The organism is Halalkaliarchaeum sp. AArc-GB (assembly GCF_031432225.1).
GTDB lineage: Archaea > Halobacteriota > Halobacteria > Halobacteriales > Haloferacaceae > Halalkaliarchaeum.
Window position 1 is genome coordinate 86040 of the sequence record NZ_JAVKGM010000005.1, and the last position, 17881, is coordinate 103920.

The following is a 17881-nucleotide window of genomic DNA, read 5'->3' on the forward strand; positions in this document are numbered from 1 at the left end:
GGCTCCGACAGGGCGACTGCTTTTCGATCAGGCGAAGCGAACTCGGCGCCTGGCGACCTCACCCCCCACGAGTGTAACGGCCGCAAATCCGCCCAGCAACCCGACCGGCGTCCGGAAGCTCCCGCCGTGCCAGTCGGCGGCGAGGACTCGCCAGTAAAACTCCGCGATCGCCGGGTTCTCCACCGCGAGCAGGAGCTCACGGTTCCGCGATCCGGCGTGCTCGTTCCAGTTGAGCGAGCCGACCACGGCGGTGTCGTCGATCACGGCCCCTTTGGCGTGGACCCTGTCGAACCGCCCCCGGGGCTCGACGATCCGGGCGTCGAGTTCCCCCTCGCCGACGTCGAGCCCGCGCAGCTCCTCGACGAGCGCCTCGTTTTCCTCCCGGTCGTACCACGCACCTGAAAGCTGCAGCCTGACTGTTACACCCCGCTCGGCCGCGCCGATCGCCGCCTCCAGAAGCCTGTAGCCGGTACCGCCCGTCCGTGGAACCACGACCGCCACCCGTTCGTCGGCGCCGTCGATCATGGCCTCCAGTTCGGACTCGGCGTTGTCGGGCGCGAGCATGAGCCTGACGGTCGCCTCGTCGAACTCCGCAGTCGGAAACCGCTCCGGGTAGCTCTCGTTTGCACTGGTGCCCTCGCGAACGGTCGCGCCGGCCCGGTACTCCGTCCAGGGGACGGCGTCACGCCAGCCGGAGTCGTGTTCGAACACCTCCGCCACGGAGGCGGCGACGTTCCTATCGTCCACCCGGACCCCCCACCCTCGGTTCGACGCGCCGCCAGTCCCGGAGGGTTTCCAGTTCTCCGTGAGCGCCACCACCGTGTCGTCGGCGACGGCGTACTTGGCGTGGGGGTACATCATATATTGAGTATCCTATGGACAAGTATTATTAGTTACCAGATTCAAGGGTGGGTATGGTGAGAGTCAACCTAGAAGTCCCCGAAGAGACAAAAGAGAAGTGGCAAAAAGAAGCTGAAAACGATCCTAACGCGGGTGGTAATCTATCCGGGTTCGTTCGTTCTGCAGTATCAGAGAAAATCAATCAAAGCGATTCTGAGGTATCTCACGGGGAGGATATACACTCAGAGATAACCGAATTGAAGAGTATGGTCAATCAATTAGCTGAATCGCTCGAAACCACTAATGCACGTCTAAGAGAAATTGAGGGTGAATCAAAGAGTGACCCAGAGACAGAAAAACTCGCAAATGAACTATTCTCACGTCTCCCCACGAAAGACGACTTTGAATCATGGCATAGTGGTAAAGATGAATCGCTAAAACTCTCGGAGTATCCCGAAGAGGAACACACTAATCTTAGGGCTGAACGTGGGGGAGCTATCGGAGCGTTTGCTGAACTAATGGATGTTACTGTCATACAGATTCATGACGCTATCAGTTATCTTCGGGAGAATACTCCCCTAATTCAAGAGAGAGAAATTAACGGTGAAACCCGGATCTACAGAGAGGGATAACTATGCACGAAACACTCTCAGAGTATTTAGAAACCAAGAAATCAGGTAACCAGAATACCTATGAGAACACTCAGACGGCGGTGAAACACTTTGATGAATGGTTAGACGGGGACGATCCAAGAAAGAAAGAAGCTCTTGATATTGAATCATTCTGTCGGTGGATGAATAACGAACAAGGGTTAGCTGAAATTAGTTGTATCAGATACGTCCGTGTTATCTCCGGGTACTACAAGTATATTCAGAAACGACAGAACGGGGGAAGAAAACGGGGAGAAATAGATGAAAGTCTCATAGTGTACGATAATCCCGTGCATGAAGCTGATACGTCGGGACAGTACGAATCTAGTCGTGAGACGAAACGCTCGAAAGAAATGAGAGACGATTATTTCGCTTTGTCCCCAGAGGATATGACGAAAATGATTGAAAACGTCCCCGAACCCGTCTTTCGTAATCAGCTTCTATACAAGATATTGGGTCAAACGGGTTGTAGACCGGGAGAAGTTATCAATATCCGTCTAAAGGATGTTACCAACGATGAACTATGGGATAACAACCGTATCCGTATTCGTGCTGAAAAGACTCAGAACAACCGGACAGTACGATATAACGATTCTCTCAAGTTCTATTTGCGTCAATGGTTAGAACAAGGAGAGAGAGATAACTTCTACAAAGCGGGAGAATCTGAATACCTATTCCCCACCCATAAATCTGAGAAAATCAGTACCCGACGTATCCAAGAGATAACTCGAAAGACCGCAAAGAACGCGGATATACAAGAAGTATTGTACAAAGATTCTATAGGTAGACCTAGGTACAAAGTAACCGCATATGCATTTCGTCATGGATTTGCTGAAAACATGATACGGGAGGGTTGTGACCTAGCTAGACTCAAGAAATTAATGGGACACTCAGATATTTCTATGACGCAAAAATATTTGGATCCAGATGAAACCGCATTAGACGAAACCACCCAATTCGTCCCCGAAATATAGGGACGGTTCACCCGACTCTTTTTCGTCTCAAATTCTCACTTACCGTGGGGGTATCGGGGGTATTGTCCCGTTCTTCATTCTCAACTTGTCCTAAACTCCCACAGTCAATTCTACAGTCAACACATGAGACGTATGGTCCGTCAGATTTGATTGAATCGGATAGTAGTGGTTTGGGTCATATATTCTGAAATCGCTTTGAGAGTCATACAGTTTGTTCTCTAAGAGGTTTGTGAGAATAGCAGAGAAAACCGACTATGGATCTAAGAGAAATTGAATTGAATAGTGTTGAGAGAGATAACAGAGATTTAGAAAAGAGAAAAGAGATTAAATCAAAGAAGAGAATCTATAAATCTGTTAGAATCTGTCTGAACAAGTTTTGATGAAGTTTGGACAAAGTTTGAAAGAAACCTGATAAATTTGTTAATCTTTCGAGCAAAAAATATTCGTCACAGTTATATCATCTCTACCTGCTTTAACCCACACTTCAAACTGTGAACGGTATTTCCGGCAAAAATCTCAAAAAATTTCTCACATACTGAAATACTGAACAGAATACCCGGCGATTGATGAAAGGGTTGGGAAACGTTTCCCACCCCTTCACCCTTTGAAGGATGTGCGAACGTTCGCACACCCTTTGAATAGGGTTCGTAGAATTCTCCGAACCTTCTTTATCTGTATCCTGTTCTGGAAACGTTTCCAACTCTGAACCTTTCGCTCAATTGAACGAGAAGTAACATTCTGGAAATATTTCCTAAATGTATCCCTTATTTGGGGGTCAGGAAACATTTCCTTACCCGCGTTTATCCAATTATACCCCTGTGAAGACTCTTCATTAGGATGATTGTCCATTTCTAACCTACTTCTTTGTCCATTCGTCAATCTAAATATAAAGACTTATATACCCTGTAGGTTCTATAATTAATTAGTCATGTCAACTGACGGTGGAAAACGGGAGAACGAGTTTACAACCGTTCGACTTGAACGGGATTTAGTCGAACAGTTACAGAATGAGATGAGTTACGGCGATAGTTATAACGACTTTTTAAAGAATAAATTGGAGATTTAAATTATGGCAGTTATCAAACTAAGCAAAGACGACAATACTAACGGTGGATCGACTTACGATGAATTTAGCAGTCATCAAGATATTGAAGAGGCTGAACTAGATTCGGACGATCTTATTATTGAAGAGTTATCCGGGGACTCTCGAACCCGTATCAGAGAACGTGATTCTGACGAACATTATATCAAACTGAACCCACAGAGCGAATACGTTCAGAAATACTTTGACGACGATGAGATCGAAGAGTTGAGCGAAAAAGATAGAATCGTGAATGGATCCCCGGACGAACCCGAAGATATTGATGAAGTGTGGGATGGGATGCGGGAGGATATTGAAGCTCACAATCGGGAAGTGGCTAAGAAAAAGATGGCCGAAGAGAAGGCCGAAGCTCGTGAATTTTTCAAGAAGGGGACAAAGTTAGATAAGGAAATCTCTGAAATGACCGGTTCGGAATTTGCCGAATTAATGGCAAATGCCAACGAGGGGGAAACAGGGATCGAAGCCGAAGATATCCCCGAATATAAGGAGACGATCAAAAATATCGAAGAAAAGTATTCTAAGATATTGGGTAAGAACGAACCCGATATTAAAGACCCAAATGATGCTGTTGAGAATCTATCCGAAGCGACGGACGCTTTTCGAGAGTATGATAACGCGGTCTTTGACGAACTAGCTCAAGATATTGAAGATAGCGACGGATTGACGGAATACACTACCCTATCGGAAAACAACTCTCGCCGGGTTCGGACCAAAGATCCGGAGCTTCGGGATGCTATTGTTAACCATGAAAACGAACCGTTTGACGGGGATGTTACGATTCACGAAAGAGGATCGGAATACGTCGAAGCTACAATTACGAAAAATGACTGAATCTGATTGTCCCAAATGTGGGTCAAATACCTACTCTACCCACAAGGAGAAAGATCGGGTATCCGAAGGGATTGTTACCTATGAGTTTCATTCAGAATGTAGTGACTGCGGTTATACCCCGCTATGATTAGTGACATACCATGTCCCCGATGCTTTTCGGAAACTGATAGCGAAACATCCCACGAATGGTTAGGGGATGCTAAGCTTCGACTAGACCTAGATATTGACTGCTACTCTTGTGACTTTGAACGGACGCTAAGCACACATTTCAGATAATAATATGTCTGAAATCACAACTACAGACTCTTACTTTACATCAACAGTAGATGATTCCAACTTAGAAGAGATTAGAGACTCTTTAAAGAGTGAAGAGCCATTAATTGGTTACTCTCATAACCAGCTACAAGGTACTGTTACGGTGGTTGTAGATCTGTCAGATATTGATACAGAGGTGTTACGGTATATCCACTAACAATATGTAACCCGGTTACATTATGTTACCCGGTTATTTTATGTTAGCAAATCTTTAAATACGTGTAGATACTAAAGTAATATACTGACTGATTGAACATACGTCTAACTGACGACGAAAAAAGCGGGTTGGTGGCACAACCCGGAGGAAGCCAAGGATGACTACAACATATCAATATACTGTATCTAATAATATAAGACTTTCGGACGAATCGCGGAATAAGAGTGACGAGTTTAATCAAATCGCGGATAATCTACCCAATAATAGTATTTTTACTCAATGTGGGGGAGATTACAAAGGAGGGGAGATTAACGGATATACAAATAAAGAAAACCTACTTACAAAAGAACGAGCATTAACCCACCTACAAGATGGGGGTAACGTCGGGATTGTACTGGGGAAATGGATTGATGGGGTTACATACGTCCTATTCGACGTGGAGGAGACGGACATACTCCCGGCGGATATTGAATCAATAATAGAAAGTCATGCTGTTTTGACCTTTGACTCTCCCCACTTGGGACGTAACAGATTGGTTCAGATTGATTCTCAAGAGACGTATGACCTACTCCGTTCGTTATCCCAAGGAGAGAGTGTAAACTGGTTTAGAGACGGGGAGAAAGACGACTTGGAGATTATAACAAAGGGTCATGCTATGATACCTCCGTCATCGATAGATCATACCACTTGTTCGGATGAAAAAGGGGGTTGTAGTGGGGAAGGGGAGGATAGATATATTCTCCAATCTGTAAATCCTACAGCTGAACCAATTGATTACGATACTGTAGATCGGCTTGGTGAACTACTCGACTTAACCCCGTCCGAAGAGAGTGAACCAGAACGTCCGACAGAAACAGATATTGATGTCCCCTCCCCAATCCCGAAGATCAATCCCAAGAAAGAATTTGCTGATAATGTCCCCTCCGTATCCCATACTTTTGACGACAGAATAGAATATATGAAATTCGGTGATTGGGACGGACAAGAGCAATTCATTCAATTATGGAATGGGAATTTTGAGAGTGTATCAGGCTCCAATAAACAAGGACGGGGAGAGTGTAAGTTAGCAAACTATATCGGGTTCTTTTTCGGGAGAAATGAGGATATGATACGGTTTATCATGTCTACTCTCCCCTTTGAAACACATTATCAGAAATACCCACGACACAGAAAGAATTTGCTCAACTTCACCAAGAATGTTAATTGGTGCTATTGTGAGGGAGTAGACTTTGAAAGAAAACTTAGTGTTGCTACTAATATCTGGGGGAATGATACAACCACCGTAAATGAACTAGCAGAACAAACTGAAATATCCAAACGACAGGTAAGAAACGCATTAGATATACTTGAATCGGAGGATCTTATCCGCCGGAATAAGGTAGGGAGAAAGAGATATATTCTGAACGATGGGGTAACTCAAGGGTATGTAATGGAATTAGAGAAAATCTGTGAAAAATATGAAGAGAAAGGAGATATGAATGAACAAACAAATAATAGTAATGTAGAAAAGGTGAAGATATGAACGTTTATACTATAATCCTTTATCCTTTTATAACAATGTTTCCGATGGGACCAAAATCGCAAGAAGGCGGACGAACCATTTATAAGGGGATAAACTATGAGTGAAACAGAATTAATCAATATTTCAGATTACGACGGACAATATACGTATATCGGTCGTGGTTCACCATTCGGTAATCCGTTCAAGCTGAAAGAACACGGTGGACAATATACCAGAAAAGAATCGGTGAAAAAGTATCGGACGTATTTCTATGAACGAATAGAAGAGAAAGATACGTTCAGAAAGAAGGTTGAAGGATTGAAAGGTGAGACATTAGGGTGTTACTGTTATCCCGAAGCTTGTCATGGGGATGTAATTCTTGAATATCTCGAAGGTGAACCGTGGGATCGAGCGATAAATACCAAGTCGATTTTTGACTATTAGAATTATGAGTAGAACTATAGAATATAATTCAGAACAAGATGCACCGTTTATGAAGAATTTCAGATTGACAATCAGCAACGACGTGTTGGTTCAGGCTATTGAAGAGCATCAAAGACAAACAGGTATGAGTGAGAGAGAAATAGCAAAAGAAGCGATTGTATCATATCTTGAAGAGAAGGAGCAAATCAAACTACAGTAAATCAGTTAAGGAGTACCCCCGACTCAAGTTCTACCCTGTATCTTGTATCTGTATCAATAACTAAATCAGGAGTGACTTCTGCAGGAATATCAAATATAATTTGTATTGTGGTTGTAATACCGGGGTTAATGGTTTCCCATATTCCAGATATCCCGTGTTCTAGATACGCACTTAAACCTGAATCAGGTTCATATACTGCATTTCCACCTTCTGCATCCTCGATCTCAAATAGACTGTGACCAATATCTACAGATTCATCTCCAACATTTGTTATTTCCATTTCAATAGCTTGAAAAATTCCATTAGCTTCATCAGGACCAAATTCTGGTCCCCTAAGTGCCGTAACAACAGTTATTTCAATATCTTCTTCATCCACTACAAAGCTTTCATCCATAGAGTAGACTATACTCGTTAAACTGAACGTATGCTGCTCCTGATTACTATTTATTTGTATATTGTCTTGAATATCTATGTGGTCGGGATGGGTGATCTCAATAGCATACTCATCTTGGTCTAATTCTTCCGCAATAAAAATTCCAGATTCGTCTGTCGAACCTGCCGTTACTGTTTCATCATCTGTTAATAGACCACCTTCATCAATAATACCTATCACAGCATCGCTAACAGGCTCACCTTCCGTATTTTCTACAGTAAATTCTACTGTTGCTGTTTCTTCCTCTGGTTCGGGTTCTGGCTCTGGTTCAGGTTCAGGCTCTTCCTCTTCAGGCTCTTCTTCGGGTTCTTCATCATCCGTATCCCCTGTACACCCAGCTAGTGCTACAGATCCTCCAAGTCCAATAAGCACTTTGCGACGATTTGGCATATCCTAACCCAGAAACTCATGACTAATAAAAATGGTTAGCTCATAGACTGATTAGTGAAATCAACACTCTCAACACTTCTTACGGTTATATAACTGTAGGTAATACATAGATATAGTGGTATTAGTGGGTATAATTGATAGTAATAAACTACTAAGTCTTTATTATACAGTAGGTTCATGGGTGTTAAACCATAGAATAGGGTAAAAGAAGGGTGTTTTCCAGTTGAAATCAGGGGGTTCAAAGTCTCTGTGTATTATATAAGTCAATTGTCTAAATTAAGTTCGTCAAATGACAGACACCCAGATCTGCCGTTATCCCCTCTTCATAACTTATGTTTAAGTTTAAAACTATCAAATCAAAAGACTTATTTATTTGTAGATACTTTATTTAATCACGGGGCGTTGGTTCCGTCCTGCCGGACATGGATCCGGTAAAGTAAGTAGAGATCCTTTCGAGATACCGGGGTTTTCCTTGGTTTCTCTTTGGATTCGTTCAGCTTACATTTGAACTGTTGAGAGAGTCGTTCAAGGCTCTTCAACCCGTCCCCGTGGGGATATAACGGGGCTTCAACCCACCGGTGGGGGATATACACCGGCTTTCGACATAGTGGATTTCACATTCTCTCTTGTCCTTCTGTGTAGAATCATTATATAAATTTAACAGAATAGGGTGATTTACCTAAATCGCAAGAAGGGACGGGGATGGGGGTTTCTGCTAAAATAATGCGGATAATGTTGCTTGTTTCTCCCCCGAATAGTGGTTAAAAATTGAGTATTCAAATGACTATTTCGCGTGGTGGTACGTGTATCGCGTGTACTCACCGTCGAGCACCCGGACGTCGATCCCCTGTCGGTCCAGGAACCGGAGCACTGCGGCCTGCGTCTCCGTGGCGCCGCCGACAGGGCTCCCCTCGAGGAGCACTCGCACGGTCACCCCACGCTCGGCTGCTGCGGCCAGCGCGTCCGCCAGCCGCCAGGATTCCAGCGTGTAGGCGGCGAGGTACACTCTGTCGTCGGCCTCGCGGATCGGCGCCACGGGCTCGCCCGGGGCGTCGGGCAGGACGAACGCACGGCCCGAAACGTTCTCGAAATTCTCCGGCTTCCGGGGACGGAACCCGTCCGCACGCCAGCCGCCGTCGGCGTCCGGCTCCCGAACCAGCTCGCCGTCCTCGCGGAGCCACCGGGCGCCGACCGGTGCGCGTCCGTACGAGATTTCGTCTTTCGTGGTGCCGTTTTCTGAGAGGCGTAGCGTCTCGCCGTCGTCGGCCAGCCTGAGCCGCCCCTCGAGACCGTACACGGGTACTTCGGCGAACTCGGCCGCGATCTCCGGCTCCGTCGAGACGGCGAACCGTCCCGTCCGGTCGGGTATCTCGACGGTCGTCGTTCCGTCGGTCAGCGTCCAGTTCCCGTCGGTCGGCACCTCGAGGACCACGTACTCCCCAGGGTCGCCGTCCGCGTGCGGGTTGGGGTACGCTTCGAGGATCCGAGCGTCCGCTTTAGTGGCGTCGGAACTACGATTTTCGACCGTCCCAGTTCCGTTCGACGTGCCGGACGCCGCAGGAACTGTGCCCAGGAGTGCGACGACGAGGAGCCCGACTGCGAGAAGCGCGACGACCGTCCCCGGACGGAGTCCGTCTGACGGAAGCGAAGCGCCGTTCCGATACGCCATAACGGTGCTGGCTCGGTATCGCAGATAAGTGGCGGGAGGCAGTCGACACAAGCGCTTATTTTCCAGCACCCGTGTACCGACTGTGGAGTTCGAATCGGCACGGAAACGGATGGTCGAGGCGATCGATCCCGAACTCGAGACGACGGCTGACGCTCTCCGTGTGGTCCCCCGCCACGCATTCGTCACCGAGCGGTGGCGTCATCTCGCGTACGCGGATCGGCCGCTACCCATCGGCGGCGGCGCGACGATCAGCGCGCCGGGGATTGTCGCGGAGATGTGCGATCACCTCGCGCTCGCTTCGGGGGATCGGACGCTGGAGGTCGGCACCGGATGCGGCTACCACGCCGCGGTGACTGCCGAGATCGTCGGCGCCGAAAACGTCTACACGGTCGAGATCGACGCCGAACTCGCCGACGCGGCGCGCGAACGGCTCACGGAGCTGGGATACGGCGCTGTGTCGATCCGCGTCGGGGACGGCCGCGAGGGCTGGCCCGAACACGCACCCTACGACAAAGCGTATCTGACCTGTGCCGACCGGACGTTCCCCGACGCGGTCGTCGAGCAGGTCCGCACGGAGGGGCTCCTGCTCGCACCGATCGGCCTGGCCGATCAGCGGCTCGTGCTGGCAACGAAGCTTCAGGACGGCTCGCTCGATCGTCTCGACTGTGGGCCGGTTCAGTTCGTCACCATGCAGGGGCCGGACGTTTGATTACCTCAGCCGCCGAACTGTCGGTATGGTGATCCTGGTTCCGATCGACGACTCCGATCCGTCTCGGGAGGCGCTGGAACTCGCGTATACGGATCATCCGGACGCGGCGTTTCTGGTGTTGCACGTGCTGGACCCCCAGCGGAGCGTCCTCGCCGGTGGGCTCGGCAACATCGACGCGGCGATCGAGGGCCACCAGGAGGACGCGGAGGCGCTGCTTGCGGACGCACAGCGGCTGGGAGAAGAACGCGGTTTCGACGTCGAGACCGAACTCGCATTCGGGCGTCCGGCCCGGGTGATCGTCGAGTACGCGGGTCTCGAGGAGGTCGAACAGGTCGTCATCGGCAGTCACGGCCGGACCGGAGCCGCGCGGGTGCTGCTGGGAAGTGTCGCAGAAACGGTGGTTCGTCGGTCGCCAGTCCCGGTGACGGTCGCGAGGTGAGCCGACGATCGTCGGTTATCGTTGTCGACGAGCGGCTCTCAGAAACGCGGCTCAGGCAGTCGGTTCGGGTTCCTCGCCGAGCGTCGCCTGCGCCTTTTCGGCCTCCGTCTGGAGGAGGAACGAGCGCTCGTCGTCGTATTCGGCGGCGATCTCCAGCGCCTCGCGGGTGCCGATCTGTCTGAGTGCCCACGCGGCGGCGGCCCGGGTGGTGTCGTCGTCGTCAGTTTCGAGCGTCTCCGACAGCGGCTGAATCGCCCGGGTGTCGCCGATGAAGCCGAGCGCACGCGCAGCCACCGGGCGCACGTCTGCCTCCCCCGCCGCCAGGTGGTTCGCGATCGGCTGGACGGCTTCCGGGGAGCCGATCTCCCCCAGCGCCTTCAGGGTGACCTTCTGTAGCTTCGCGTCGTTGTCGGGATCCACGTACTCCACCAGCGTGTCGACGGCCTTCTCGGCGCGCATCTTCCCGAGGATCCGGATCGCGTCGTGGTTCCGCCGGTTCGCGAGCCCGAGCATCTCCTCGATGGCCTCGTCGGTGGCGGCGATCCGGCCCATCCGTTCGAGCGCCTCCAGGCAGTGTTCCTCCATGAAATCCGACTGGAGGGAGTTCAACGCGAGCAGCACCATGTCGACGTTGCCGCGCTGTTCGTGTTCCTTGAGCGCCGACCACTCCACGGGATAGTCCTTGTAGTGGCCGAGCACGTCGTAGTACCCTTCGGCTGCGAGCTGATCTCTGGTCTCGAGGTCGCTCCACTCTTCGGCGTCCTCGAGCCCCGCCTCCAGCTCTTCGACGGCTTCGAGTAGCGACGCGATGGTCTCGGCGTCGTCGTCGGCGTCGAGTTCGGCGTCTTCGACCGCCTCCTCGACGGACTGGAGCGCGGCCGCGAGCGCCCCGTCGGAGTTCTCGCCGGCGTCCGACTCTCCGTCGCCGTCGATCGCGAACGAGGCGTCGAGCGTCCCGCCGACCACCTCGAGGAACGCCGACACGGCGGCCTCGACCTCGGGGACGCCGTCTTCCGTCCACCGAGTTCCGGTGAGGGTCGACCGGGCGCCGGAGACCGCGTCGACGACGTCCTCGCCGTACGGCCCGCGAGCGTCCTCGATCCCATCTCGGAGGTCGCCGATCCGGTCTTCGAGTTCCTCGACCGGGGACGGTCCGTCGTCTTCGTCGTCTTCCTCGCCCCCCTCTTCCTCTTCTTCTTCCGGGAGTTCGACGCCCTCGAGGTCGCTTTCGACTCCGTCGAGGTCCGCCTCGACGTCGTCGAGGTCGGCTTCCGTCTCCGCGTCCTCGAGCGCCGCTTGGACGGCGTCGAGCAGCTCGCGGAGTTCCCCGATGAGTTCCGGTTCCTCCTGGGTCTCGCCCGCGTCGGTTTCCTCCGCCGCGTCGGCGTCCTCGCCCGCGTCGGCGTCTTCGCTCATATAACGGGAAATCTGCGTGACATCCATAAGGGCGTTTCGCTTGCCGGTGACCGCGGTCGGTGGCGGCCCGTCCTGCGGAGTTTCAGGTTCCCTCGGCGCTGTCCTCGGCGTTCGCCGCCGCGCGGGGGATCGTCACGTCAGCGAGTTCGGATTCGATGGCTTCCCGACGGCGCTCGAACTCGCCGGGGAGAACGAGACGGCCGCCGAGATCCTCGAGCGGTTCGTCGCTGTCGTATCCGGGGCCGTTCGTGGCGAGTTCGAACAGGATGCCCCCGAATTCCCGGAAGTACACCGACCGGAACCAGTGGCGGTCGATCTGTGCGGTCGGCCGGAGTCCCGCCGACTGGACGGTCGCACGCATCGCCTCCTGATCCTCGTCGGTCGGGGTCTGGAACGCGACGTGGTGAACGGTGCCGTGTCCTGGACGCCCGCTCTCGACCGTCGAAAGTACGTCGACGTACTTGCCGACGGGCCCGGTCGCGGCGAATCGGGTCCGCTCGTCTCCGGGCGTGTCGCCCTGTGCCTGTTCGGTGCCGGCCGCTTCGAACCCCATCGTCTCGAGCAGTTCTTCCGTCGGCTCCGGATCTGCGAGCCACAGCGTCACCGAGTGGAACCCTCGGATCGCGGCTTCCTCGGGGACGAACTCGGTCCACGGAACGGTGGGATCGTCCGACGGAATCTCGACTGCGATTAGCTCGACCGGCAGTCCGTCCGGATCCCTAAACGGGAGGACGGTCTCGCCGAAGCGTTCGAGCCGGTCGTCGTACGCGACGTCGTACCGATCGAATCGATCCTCCCAGTAGTCGAGGCTCCCTTCGGGAACCCGGAAGGCGGTCCGGGCGATCTGTCCCGAGCCGACCTTCCCCTGCGAGAGGTTCTCCCACGGGAAAAACGTCATGCTCGTCCCGGGGGTGCCCTCGGTGTCGGCGAAAAAGAAGTGGTAGGTGCTGGGGTCGTCCTGGTTGATCGAGCGTTTGACGAGCCGGAGCCCGAGCGTCTCGACCCAGAAGTCGAGGTTCCGCTGTGGATCGCCGGCGATACAGGTGACGTGATGGATTCCGGGGGTCGGCGTCGGATCAGTCATGGAGACGGTTACGTGTCGGAGGGACTTCAATCCGCGCCGACAGTGGTGTTATATCGTCTCGGCGGGGCTCTGGGTCGCGTCGGCCACGGCGGGTGTCCCGTCGTCCCGCTGTCCATCCTGGGTCGCCATCGCCGCTTCTGCTTGCGAGTCCCGCGAGCCCTCGTTCTCACAGGAGCGACACACCCACGTGTCCCCCTCCGTGTGCATCATCGGACCACACTCGATGCAGAGTACGGCATTTCGACAAACGTTGAAATGGGGATTTATTATCGTCGAACTCATTTCGTCGAACGATGATGCAGACCTCGCGGCCGACAAAGCGGGTTCCAACGGAGCTACAGTCGCCACAGGCGAAACTAGTGTATCTGTACCTGTCGACCCACGGGAGTGCGACGATCACCGAACTCCAGGAGAGCCTCGGGATGAAGAAACTCTCGCTGTACGGCATCCTGAAGACGCTCAGGGAGGAGGGACTCGTCGGGCAGCGGACGGACGAGTACGTCCTCACCTGATGTTCTGTCGGACCGAGAACTGACCGAGACGACCGCAGCTACCGGCGCTTCGAACGAGCTTTCCTGACGGTAGCGCCCTCGCGTACCACGTCTTCACACTTCGGACAGGCTCGCGGATCCTCCACGTCGTTTGGAGTGAACACGCGTGCGTACGACCGGGTGACGAACGAGCCACAGTTTTGGCACTCGGGCATATGTAGACGTATTCGAATTTACGTAATAATTCTTTGTGCCAGAGAGGTTCCTTCCGGCAGTCACGCGGCGTCGGCTGCACCGACCGTCGGGTTCTCCTCTCGGCCGACGGGTCGTCCCAGCGCGTACATCGTGTTGTGGCCGGTCACTTCGACCTCGAACACGTCACCGGGTTCGACGCCACGTTCGTCGGCTCGCTGGACGATGATCTGGCGGTAGGCGCTGTCGCGGCACTTCACCGAGTCGCCGGTGCCCGGCCGCACCGCGAGGACGGTCCGCCTGGTGCCGACCATCGACTCGTACGCCTCGCCGACGACGCGCCGCTTCAGTTCGGACATCTCCTTCGACCGCTCCTTTTTGATCGTCCCGCCCAACCCCTTCATCTCGGCGGCGTCGGTGCCGGGACGCTTCGAAAACCGGGTGACGTTGATCTTCTCTGGACGCACCTCACGGAGCAGTTCCATCGACTGTTCGTGGTCGGCGTCGGTTTCCGTCGGGAAGCCGACGATGAAGTCCGTCGAGAGCGTCCACTCGTCGAGACGATCGTCGAACGTCTCCACGATCTCCCGGAAGTACTCCGTGCGGTGCTGTCTTCGCATCGTCTCCAGCACCTCGTCGCTGCCCGACTGCACCGGCAGATGGATGAAATCGTACAGCTTCCGGTTACGCGCGAAGACGTCGGCAAGTTCCTCGCGGATCCCGTGGACTCCGCCCGGGTTCGCCATGCCTAGCCGCACCCGGAACTCCCCGTCGATCGCACAGATCCGATCGAGCAGCTCCGGCAGCTTCCGCTCGCCGGTGTCCCAGCCGTAGACACCGGTGTCCTGGCCGGTAACCCGGATCTCCTTCGCGCCGGCGTGGACGAGTGCCCGCGCCTTCCTGACGTTCTCCTCGACCGGCGGGGAGTCGATCCGACCGGTCGCGAACTTCGTGATGCAGTACGAGCAGTTGCTCATACAGCCGCGAGCGATCGGGAGGATCCCGACGACGCCGTCGAGCACCGGCTCGATGTCCGGGGTCGTCGTCGGACACTCCCCGTTGAGGATCGCCGTCGGCACCTCGTCCCAGTGGAGGATCTCGGCGTCGAGTCCGGCCTCGCGGAACTGGTCGCCCTGTGCGAGGGCCATGCAGCCGGTTACGACCAGATCTGCGGTTTCATCGGCGAGTTCCTCGGCCCGCCGGAGCATGTTCCGTTCTGTCTTCTCGACGACGGTACAGGTGTTGAGGATGGCGACGTCGGCCTCCTCCGGCCCGTCCGCCGGGCGGTGGCCGCCGTCGCGGAGCGCCCGCTCGATGCGGCGGCTCTCCCCGCGATTGGACGTACAACCGTACGTCTCGATGTGATACGTCGCCATCGGAGTACCACCTGTTGGTGGCGGACGAGCAAAAGTTCGGCGGATCAGCGTGCTGAACTACGAGACAGAACGCGGTCGAAACCGCAACGATCCAACTACTCTTCGGGTTTGGTGTCCAAAGCGGCTTCGGCATCGACTTCGAAATCCGAATCGGCTTCGGATTCGGGGCCGGAATCCGAATCGAATTTCCGTCCGAACAGCCGTTCCCTGAGCGACCGGCGCCGGGGACGCTCACAGAGCAACACCGAGCAGTCGACCTCGTCGACGATGCTGTACACCAGCGATCCGCGGAGAAGCCGCGAGAGCAGCCCCCGTTCGGTCGCCCCGATGATCACCATCGTGGCCTCCTCGGAGTGGCGTCCGATCGCGCTCTCGATGTCGCCACCCGTGTCGACGCTCAGTTCCGCACCTCCGAGACCGTTTTTCTGCGCCCATTCACCGAGGAACTGTGCGCCGGCCGCGCGTTCCTCCTCGTCGTCGACGACGTACAGGAGTTCGACGGTCGCGTCGCGTCCTTCCTTGAGTGTGCGGGCCACCTCCGCCGAGAGATCGGAATCGCTCCCGCCGGCGGTCGGGACGAGCACGTGACTCGGATCGAATCCAGTGTCCTGAAGGACGAGGAAATCACACGGCAAGTTCCGCGTGAGTTCGTCCAGCCCCCGCTCGACCCGGCCCGACGACCAGAACGGCTGATCGGCCCAGCCCATCACGACCAGGTCGGCCCCGCCGGTCTCCGCTGCGTCGAAGATCTCCTCGAACGACTTGTGGGAGATGACGGTCCGGGTTTCGACGTCGACGTCGAGGGTCTCGGCCTCTTCGGTCGCGTCCGAGAGGAGCCGCTGGGATTCGGCGTCGAGCTGTTCGACTCGCTGTGCGCCGGCTGAAAGCGGCACCTGATCGGGGACGGTGACGATGTGGACTGCCTCGACGACGCCGTCGCGTGCCTTTGCCATCACGGCGGCGAGTTCGAGCAGATCGTTTGCGGTCCGCGGGTTCGCGAGCGGCACCATCACCCGGTAGTTCGCCTGTTCGGGTTCGACTTTCGTTGCTGCCGACACCGCCGCTTCCGGAAGCTCCTCGGAGCGTTCGCTGATGTACTGGCCCAGATGGCCCTGGTGCTCGGTGTGTTTCCGTGCGTAGATGAAGTACCACGCGATCGCCGCCAGAACGAACCCGATCGAGAGGGCGATCTCGACACCGTCCATGAACCCGATCAGTCCGAGCGACAACACCGCCCCGAGGATCGGCGTCACCGGGTACAGCGGCACGGTGAAGTCCGGATCGTACTCCGGAACGTCGGCCTCGCGGAACACGATCAGGGCGGTGTTCATCAGTGCGTAGACGATCAGGTGAAGCACCGACGCCGCCTTCGCAAGGATCTCGAGATCCCGCCCCAGCAGCGCGATGAAGACGATGATCATGCTTCCAGTGACCAGGATCGAGCGGTACGGCGTCGAATAGCTGGGGTGGATCTCGTTGAGCCAGTCGGTGACGATCTTCTCTCTGCCCATCGCGAAGTTGATCCGTGCCGACGAGAGGATCGACGCGTTCGCCGAGGAGGCGGTCGCGAGCAGTGCACCGAGCGTCATGACGGTCGCTGCCGCCCCCGCGACGCCGGAAATCGGTCCGATCGATTCGGGGAACGCCACCAGTGCCGCCTGTGCGACGGGCGCTTCGACACTCAGCTCCGGCCAGGGCACGACTCCGAGCATCACGGTAACGAGAATCGCGTACACGACGGTGACGAACGCGACGCTGCCGATCACCGCGATCGGGAGGTTCCGCCCGGGGTTTTTCATCTCCTCGGCGACGGTCGCGATCTTCGCATATCCCAGGAACGAGACGAAGACGATCGCCGTCGCGGGCAGCAGTTCCCCGTAGCCCAGCGGAACGAGCCCGCCGTCGCCGGTCAGCACGGCCCAGTCGAACGAGAGCCATCCGGCGACCGCGAAGACGCCGAGGATGGCCAGAAGCGTCAGGACGATGATCGTTTGGACGCCGCCAGTTTCCTTGGCCCCGATGTAGTTTACCCCGACGAAGACGATCCCCGCCAGTAGTGCCCCGACCTGGATCTCGTTTAGAAACAGGATAGACGGAAGCGTCAGCAGTTCGGCGAGATATTGGCCGAAGCCAATCGCGTAGAAGGCGGAGGCGAACGCGAGTCCCATCCAGTCGCCGAGCCCGGCGATCGAGCCGAACATCGGCCCCAGCGCACGGTTGACGTAGTAATACCCCCCGCCGGCTTTCGGCATCGCAGTTCCCAACTCCGAGACCGACAGGGCGTTTATCATCGCGATGACCCCCCCGATGACGAACGAGACGACGACTAGCGGCCCCGCTTCCTGTGCCGCAAGCCCGGGGAGCACGAAGATTCCGGCCCCGATCATCGTGCCGATCCCGATCATCAGCGCCGACAGGAGGCCGAGGTCCTTCGCGAGTTCTTCGTCAGCCATGCTCTTTCACCTCGATTGTACCGTCCGAAAAGTCCGGTTCAGCGCGTCGATCGTCGATCAATCCTCTGGTTCGTTCGTACATAGTTCGATCTGTGTTCGTTCGAGCGATCCCGGTCGGGGCCAGGCAGAAACTGTCCGTTTGAATCATCTCACGGATGGTCCGCAGCTTCGGAAATTGTCCGAAATGTTCCCCCTACGGCTTCTGTCACGTCTATG

The 17881-nt window shown here is 54.9% G+C and carries 17 protein-coding genes and 1 pseudogene; 9 read left to right on the plus strand and 9 right to left on the minus strand.

Features of this window, described 5'->3' with window-relative positions:
* Nucleotides 1-27: 27 nt before the first annotated feature.
* The gene (locus RH858_RS07175) at nt 28-861 is read right to left on the minus strand and encodes a phospholipase D-like domain-containing protein (RefSeq protein WP_310561440.1); all 834 of its coding nucleotides are present in this window, start codon (nt 859-861) and stop codon (nt 28-30) included.
* Between the two features lie 53 nt (nt 862-914).
* Between RH858_RS07175 and RH858_RS07180 the strand changes: the two genes are divergently transcribed.
* From RH858_RS07180 to RH858_RS07205, 6 genes are all read left to right on the plus strand, one after another.
* Nucleotides 915-1472: a hypothetical protein gene (locus RH858_RS07180; RefSeq protein ID WP_310561441.1), complete on the plus strand. Its 558-nt coding sequence runs from the start codon at nt 915-917 to the stop codon at nt 1470-1472.
* Nucleotides 1473-1474: 2 nt separating this feature from the next.
* Entirely contained in the window at nt 1475-2464 is a 990-nt protein-coding gene (locus RH858_RS07185) for a site-specific integrase (protein WP_310561442.1), read from the plus strand.
* Between the two features lie 1069 nt (nt 2465-3533).
* Entirely contained in the window at nt 3534-4397 is an 864-nt protein-coding gene (locus RH858_RS07190; RefSeq protein ID WP_310561443.1) for a hypothetical protein, read from the plus strand.
* A 629-nt stretch (nt 4398-5026) separates the two neighbouring features.
* Complete coding sequence (locus RH858_RS07195; RefSeq protein WP_310561444.1) at nt 5027-6391, plus strand: helix-turn-helix domain-containing protein; 1365 nt, start codon at nt 5027-5029, stop codon at nt 6389-6391.
* A 96-nt stretch (nt 6392-6487) separates the two neighbouring features.
* Nucleotides 6488-6814, plus strand: coding sequence for a DUF4326 domain-containing protein (locus RH858_RS07200; protein ID WP_310561445.1), 327 nt, complete (start codon nt 6488-6490; stop codon nt 6812-6814).
* 4 nt (nt 6815-6818) lie between these two features.
* The gene (locus RH858_RS07205; RefSeq protein WP_310561446.1) at nt 6819-7013 is read left to right on the plus strand and encodes a hypothetical protein; all 195 of its coding nucleotides are present in this window, start codon (nt 6819-6821) and stop codon (nt 7011-7013) included.
* A gap of 1 nt (nt 7014) precedes the next feature.
* Here the strand turns inward: RH858_RS07205 and RH858_RS07210 are convergent, their stop codons facing one another.
* Both RH858_RS07210 and RH858_RS07215 read right to left on the minus strand, forming a co-directional pair.
* Complete coding sequence (locus RH858_RS07210) at nt 7015-7836, minus strand: DUF4352 domain-containing protein (protein ID WP_310561447.1); 822 nt, start codon at nt 7834-7836, stop codon at nt 7015-7017.
* Between the two features lie 784 nt (nt 7837-8620).
* Entirely contained in the window at nt 8621-9505 is an 885-nt protein-coding gene (locus tag RH858_RS07215) for a phospholipase D-like domain-containing protein (protein WP_310561448.1), read from the minus strand.
* A gap of 82 nt (nt 9506-9587) precedes the next feature.
* On the opposite strand from RH858_RS07215, the gene pcm reads away from it, so the two are divergent.
* Together pcm and RH858_RS07225 are read left to right on the plus strand one after the other, a co-directional pair.
* Nucleotides 9588-10214, plus strand: a complete 627-nt coding sequence (gene pcm, locus RH858_RS07220) for a protein-L-isoaspartate O-methyltransferase (protein WP_259535445.1) — start codon at nt 9588-9590, stop codon at nt 10212-10214.
* Between the two features lie 25 nt (nt 10215-10239).
* Nucleotides 10240-10653, plus strand: a complete 414-nt coding sequence (locus RH858_RS07225; RefSeq protein ID WP_259535447.1) for a universal stress protein — start codon at nt 10240-10242, stop codon at nt 10651-10653.
* 51 nt (nt 10654-10704) lie between these two features.
* On the opposite strand, the gene RH858_RS07230 is transcribed toward RH858_RS07225, so the two are convergent.
* The 3 genes and pseudogenes from RH858_RS07230 to RH858_RS07240 form a co-directional block, all read right to left on the minus strand.
* Nucleotides 10705-12069 (minus strand): HEAT repeat domain-containing protein, encoded by a 1365-nt coding sequence (locus tag RH858_RS07230; protein WP_259535449.1) that lies wholly within the window; start codon nt 12067-12069, stop codon nt 10705-10707.
* An 82-nt stretch (nt 12070-12151) separates the two neighbouring features.
* The gene (locus RH858_RS07235; RefSeq protein ID WP_259535451.1) at nt 12152-13153 is read right to left on the minus strand and encodes a VOC family protein; all 1002 of its coding nucleotides are present in this window, start codon (nt 13151-13153) and stop codon (nt 12152-12154) included.
* Nucleotides 13154-13222: 69 nt separating this feature from the next.
* A pseudogene (locus RH858_RS07240) lies at nt 13223-13360 on the minus strand (DNA-directed RNA polymerase subunit M); the annotation flags it as partial.
* An 89-nt stretch (nt 13361-13449) separates the two neighbouring features.
* On the opposite strand from RH858_RS07240, the gene RH858_RS07245 reads away from it, so the two are divergent.
* Complete coding sequence (locus tag RH858_RS07245) at nt 13450-13665, plus strand: helix-turn-helix domain-containing protein (protein WP_259536531.1); 216 nt, start codon at nt 13450-13452, stop codon at nt 13663-13665.
* Between the two features lie 38 nt (nt 13666-13703).
* Here RH858_RS07245 and RH858_RS07250 read toward each other — a convergent pair whose 3' ends face one another.
* The 3 genes from RH858_RS07250 to RH858_RS07260 form a co-directional block, all read right to left on the minus strand.
* The gene (locus RH858_RS07250) at nt 13704-13859 is read right to left on the minus strand and encodes a hypothetical protein (protein WP_193588503.1); all 156 of its coding nucleotides are present in this window, start codon (nt 13857-13859) and stop codon (nt 13704-13706) included.
* Nucleotides 13860-13919: 60 nt separating this feature from the next.
* Nucleotides 13920-15212: a tRNA (N(6)-L-threonylcarbamoyladenosine(37)-C(2))-methylthiotransferase gene (locus RH858_RS07255; RefSeq protein WP_310561449.1), complete on the minus strand. Its 1293-nt coding sequence runs from the start codon at nt 15210-15212 to the stop codon at nt 13920-13922.
* 95 nt (nt 15213-15307) lie between these two features.
* On the minus strand, nt 15308-17665 hold the full coding sequence (locus RH858_RS07260) for an amino acid permease (RefSeq protein WP_310561450.1): 2358 nt from the start codon (nt 17663-17665) through the stop codon (nt 15308-15310).
* Nucleotides 17666-17881: the final 216 nt, after the last annotated feature.

What these genes read in the sequence shown, in the direction of transcription:
- RH858_RS07250 (WP_193588503.1), bottom strand. Translation starts at nt 13,859, where the DNA reads ATGCCCGAGTGCCAAAACTGTGGCTCGTTCGTCACCCGGTCGTACGCA.
- RH858_RS07235 (WP_259535451.1), bottom strand. Translation starts at nt 13,153, where the DNA reads ATGACTGATCCGACGCCGACCCCCGGAATCCATCACGTCACCTGTATC.
- RH858_RS07255 (WP_310561449.1), bottom strand. Translation starts at nt 15,212, where the DNA reads ATGGCGACGTATCACATCGAGACGTACGGTTGTACGTCCAATCGCGGG.
- RH858_RS07230 (WP_259535449.1), bottom strand. Translation starts at nt 12,069, where the DNA reads ATGAGCGAAGACGCCGACGCGGGCGAGGACGCCGACGCGGCGGAGGAA.
- RH858_RS07210 (WP_310561447.1), bottom strand. Translation starts at nt 7,836, where the DNA reads ATGCCAAATCGTCGCAAAGTGCTTATTGGACTTGGAGGATCTGTAGCA.
- RH858_RS07245 (WP_259536531.1), top strand. Translation starts at nt 13,450, where the DNA reads ATGCAGACCTCGCGGCCGACAAAGCGGGTTCCAACGGAGCTACAGTCG.
- RH858_RS07205 (WP_310561446.1), top strand. Translation starts at nt 6,819, where the DNA reads ATGAGTAGAACTATAGAATATAATTCAGAACAAGATGCACCGTTTATG.
- RH858_RS07190 (WP_310561443.1), top strand. Translation starts at nt 3,534, where the DNA reads ATGGCAGTTATCAAACTAAGCAAAGACGACAATACTAACGGTGGATCG.
- RH858_RS07195 (WP_310561444.1), top strand. Translation starts at nt 5,027, where the DNA reads ATGACTACAACATATCAATATACTGTATCTAATAATATAAGACTTTCG.
- RH858_RS07185 (WP_310561442.1), top strand. Translation starts at nt 1,475, where the DNA reads ATGCACGAAACACTCTCAGAGTATTTAGAAACCAAGAAATCAGGTAAC.
- RH858_RS07260 (WP_310561450.1), bottom strand. Translation starts at nt 17,665, where the DNA reads ATGGCTGACGAAGAACTCGCGAAGGACCTCGGCCTCCTGTCGGCGCTG.
- RH858_RS07180 (WP_310561441.1), top strand. Translation starts at nt 915, where the DNA reads ATGGTGAGAGTCAACCTAGAAGTCCCCGAAGAGACAAAAGAGAAGTGG.
- RH858_RS07225 (WP_259535447.1), top strand. Translation starts at nt 10,240, where the DNA reads ATGGTGATCCTGGTTCCGATCGACGACTCCGATCCGTCTCGGGAGGCG.
- RH858_RS07215 (WP_310561448.1), bottom strand. Translation starts at nt 9,505, where the DNA reads ATGGCGTATCGGAACGGCGCTTCGCTTCCGTCAGACGGACTCCGTCCG.
- RH858_RS07200 (WP_310561445.1), top strand. Translation starts at nt 6,488, where the DNA reads ATGAGTGAAACAGAATTAATCAATATTTCAGATTACGACGGACAATAT.
- RH858_RS07175 (WP_310561440.1), bottom strand. Translation starts at nt 861, where the DNA reads ATGATGTACCCCCACGCCAAGTACGCCGTCGCCGACGACACGGTGGTG.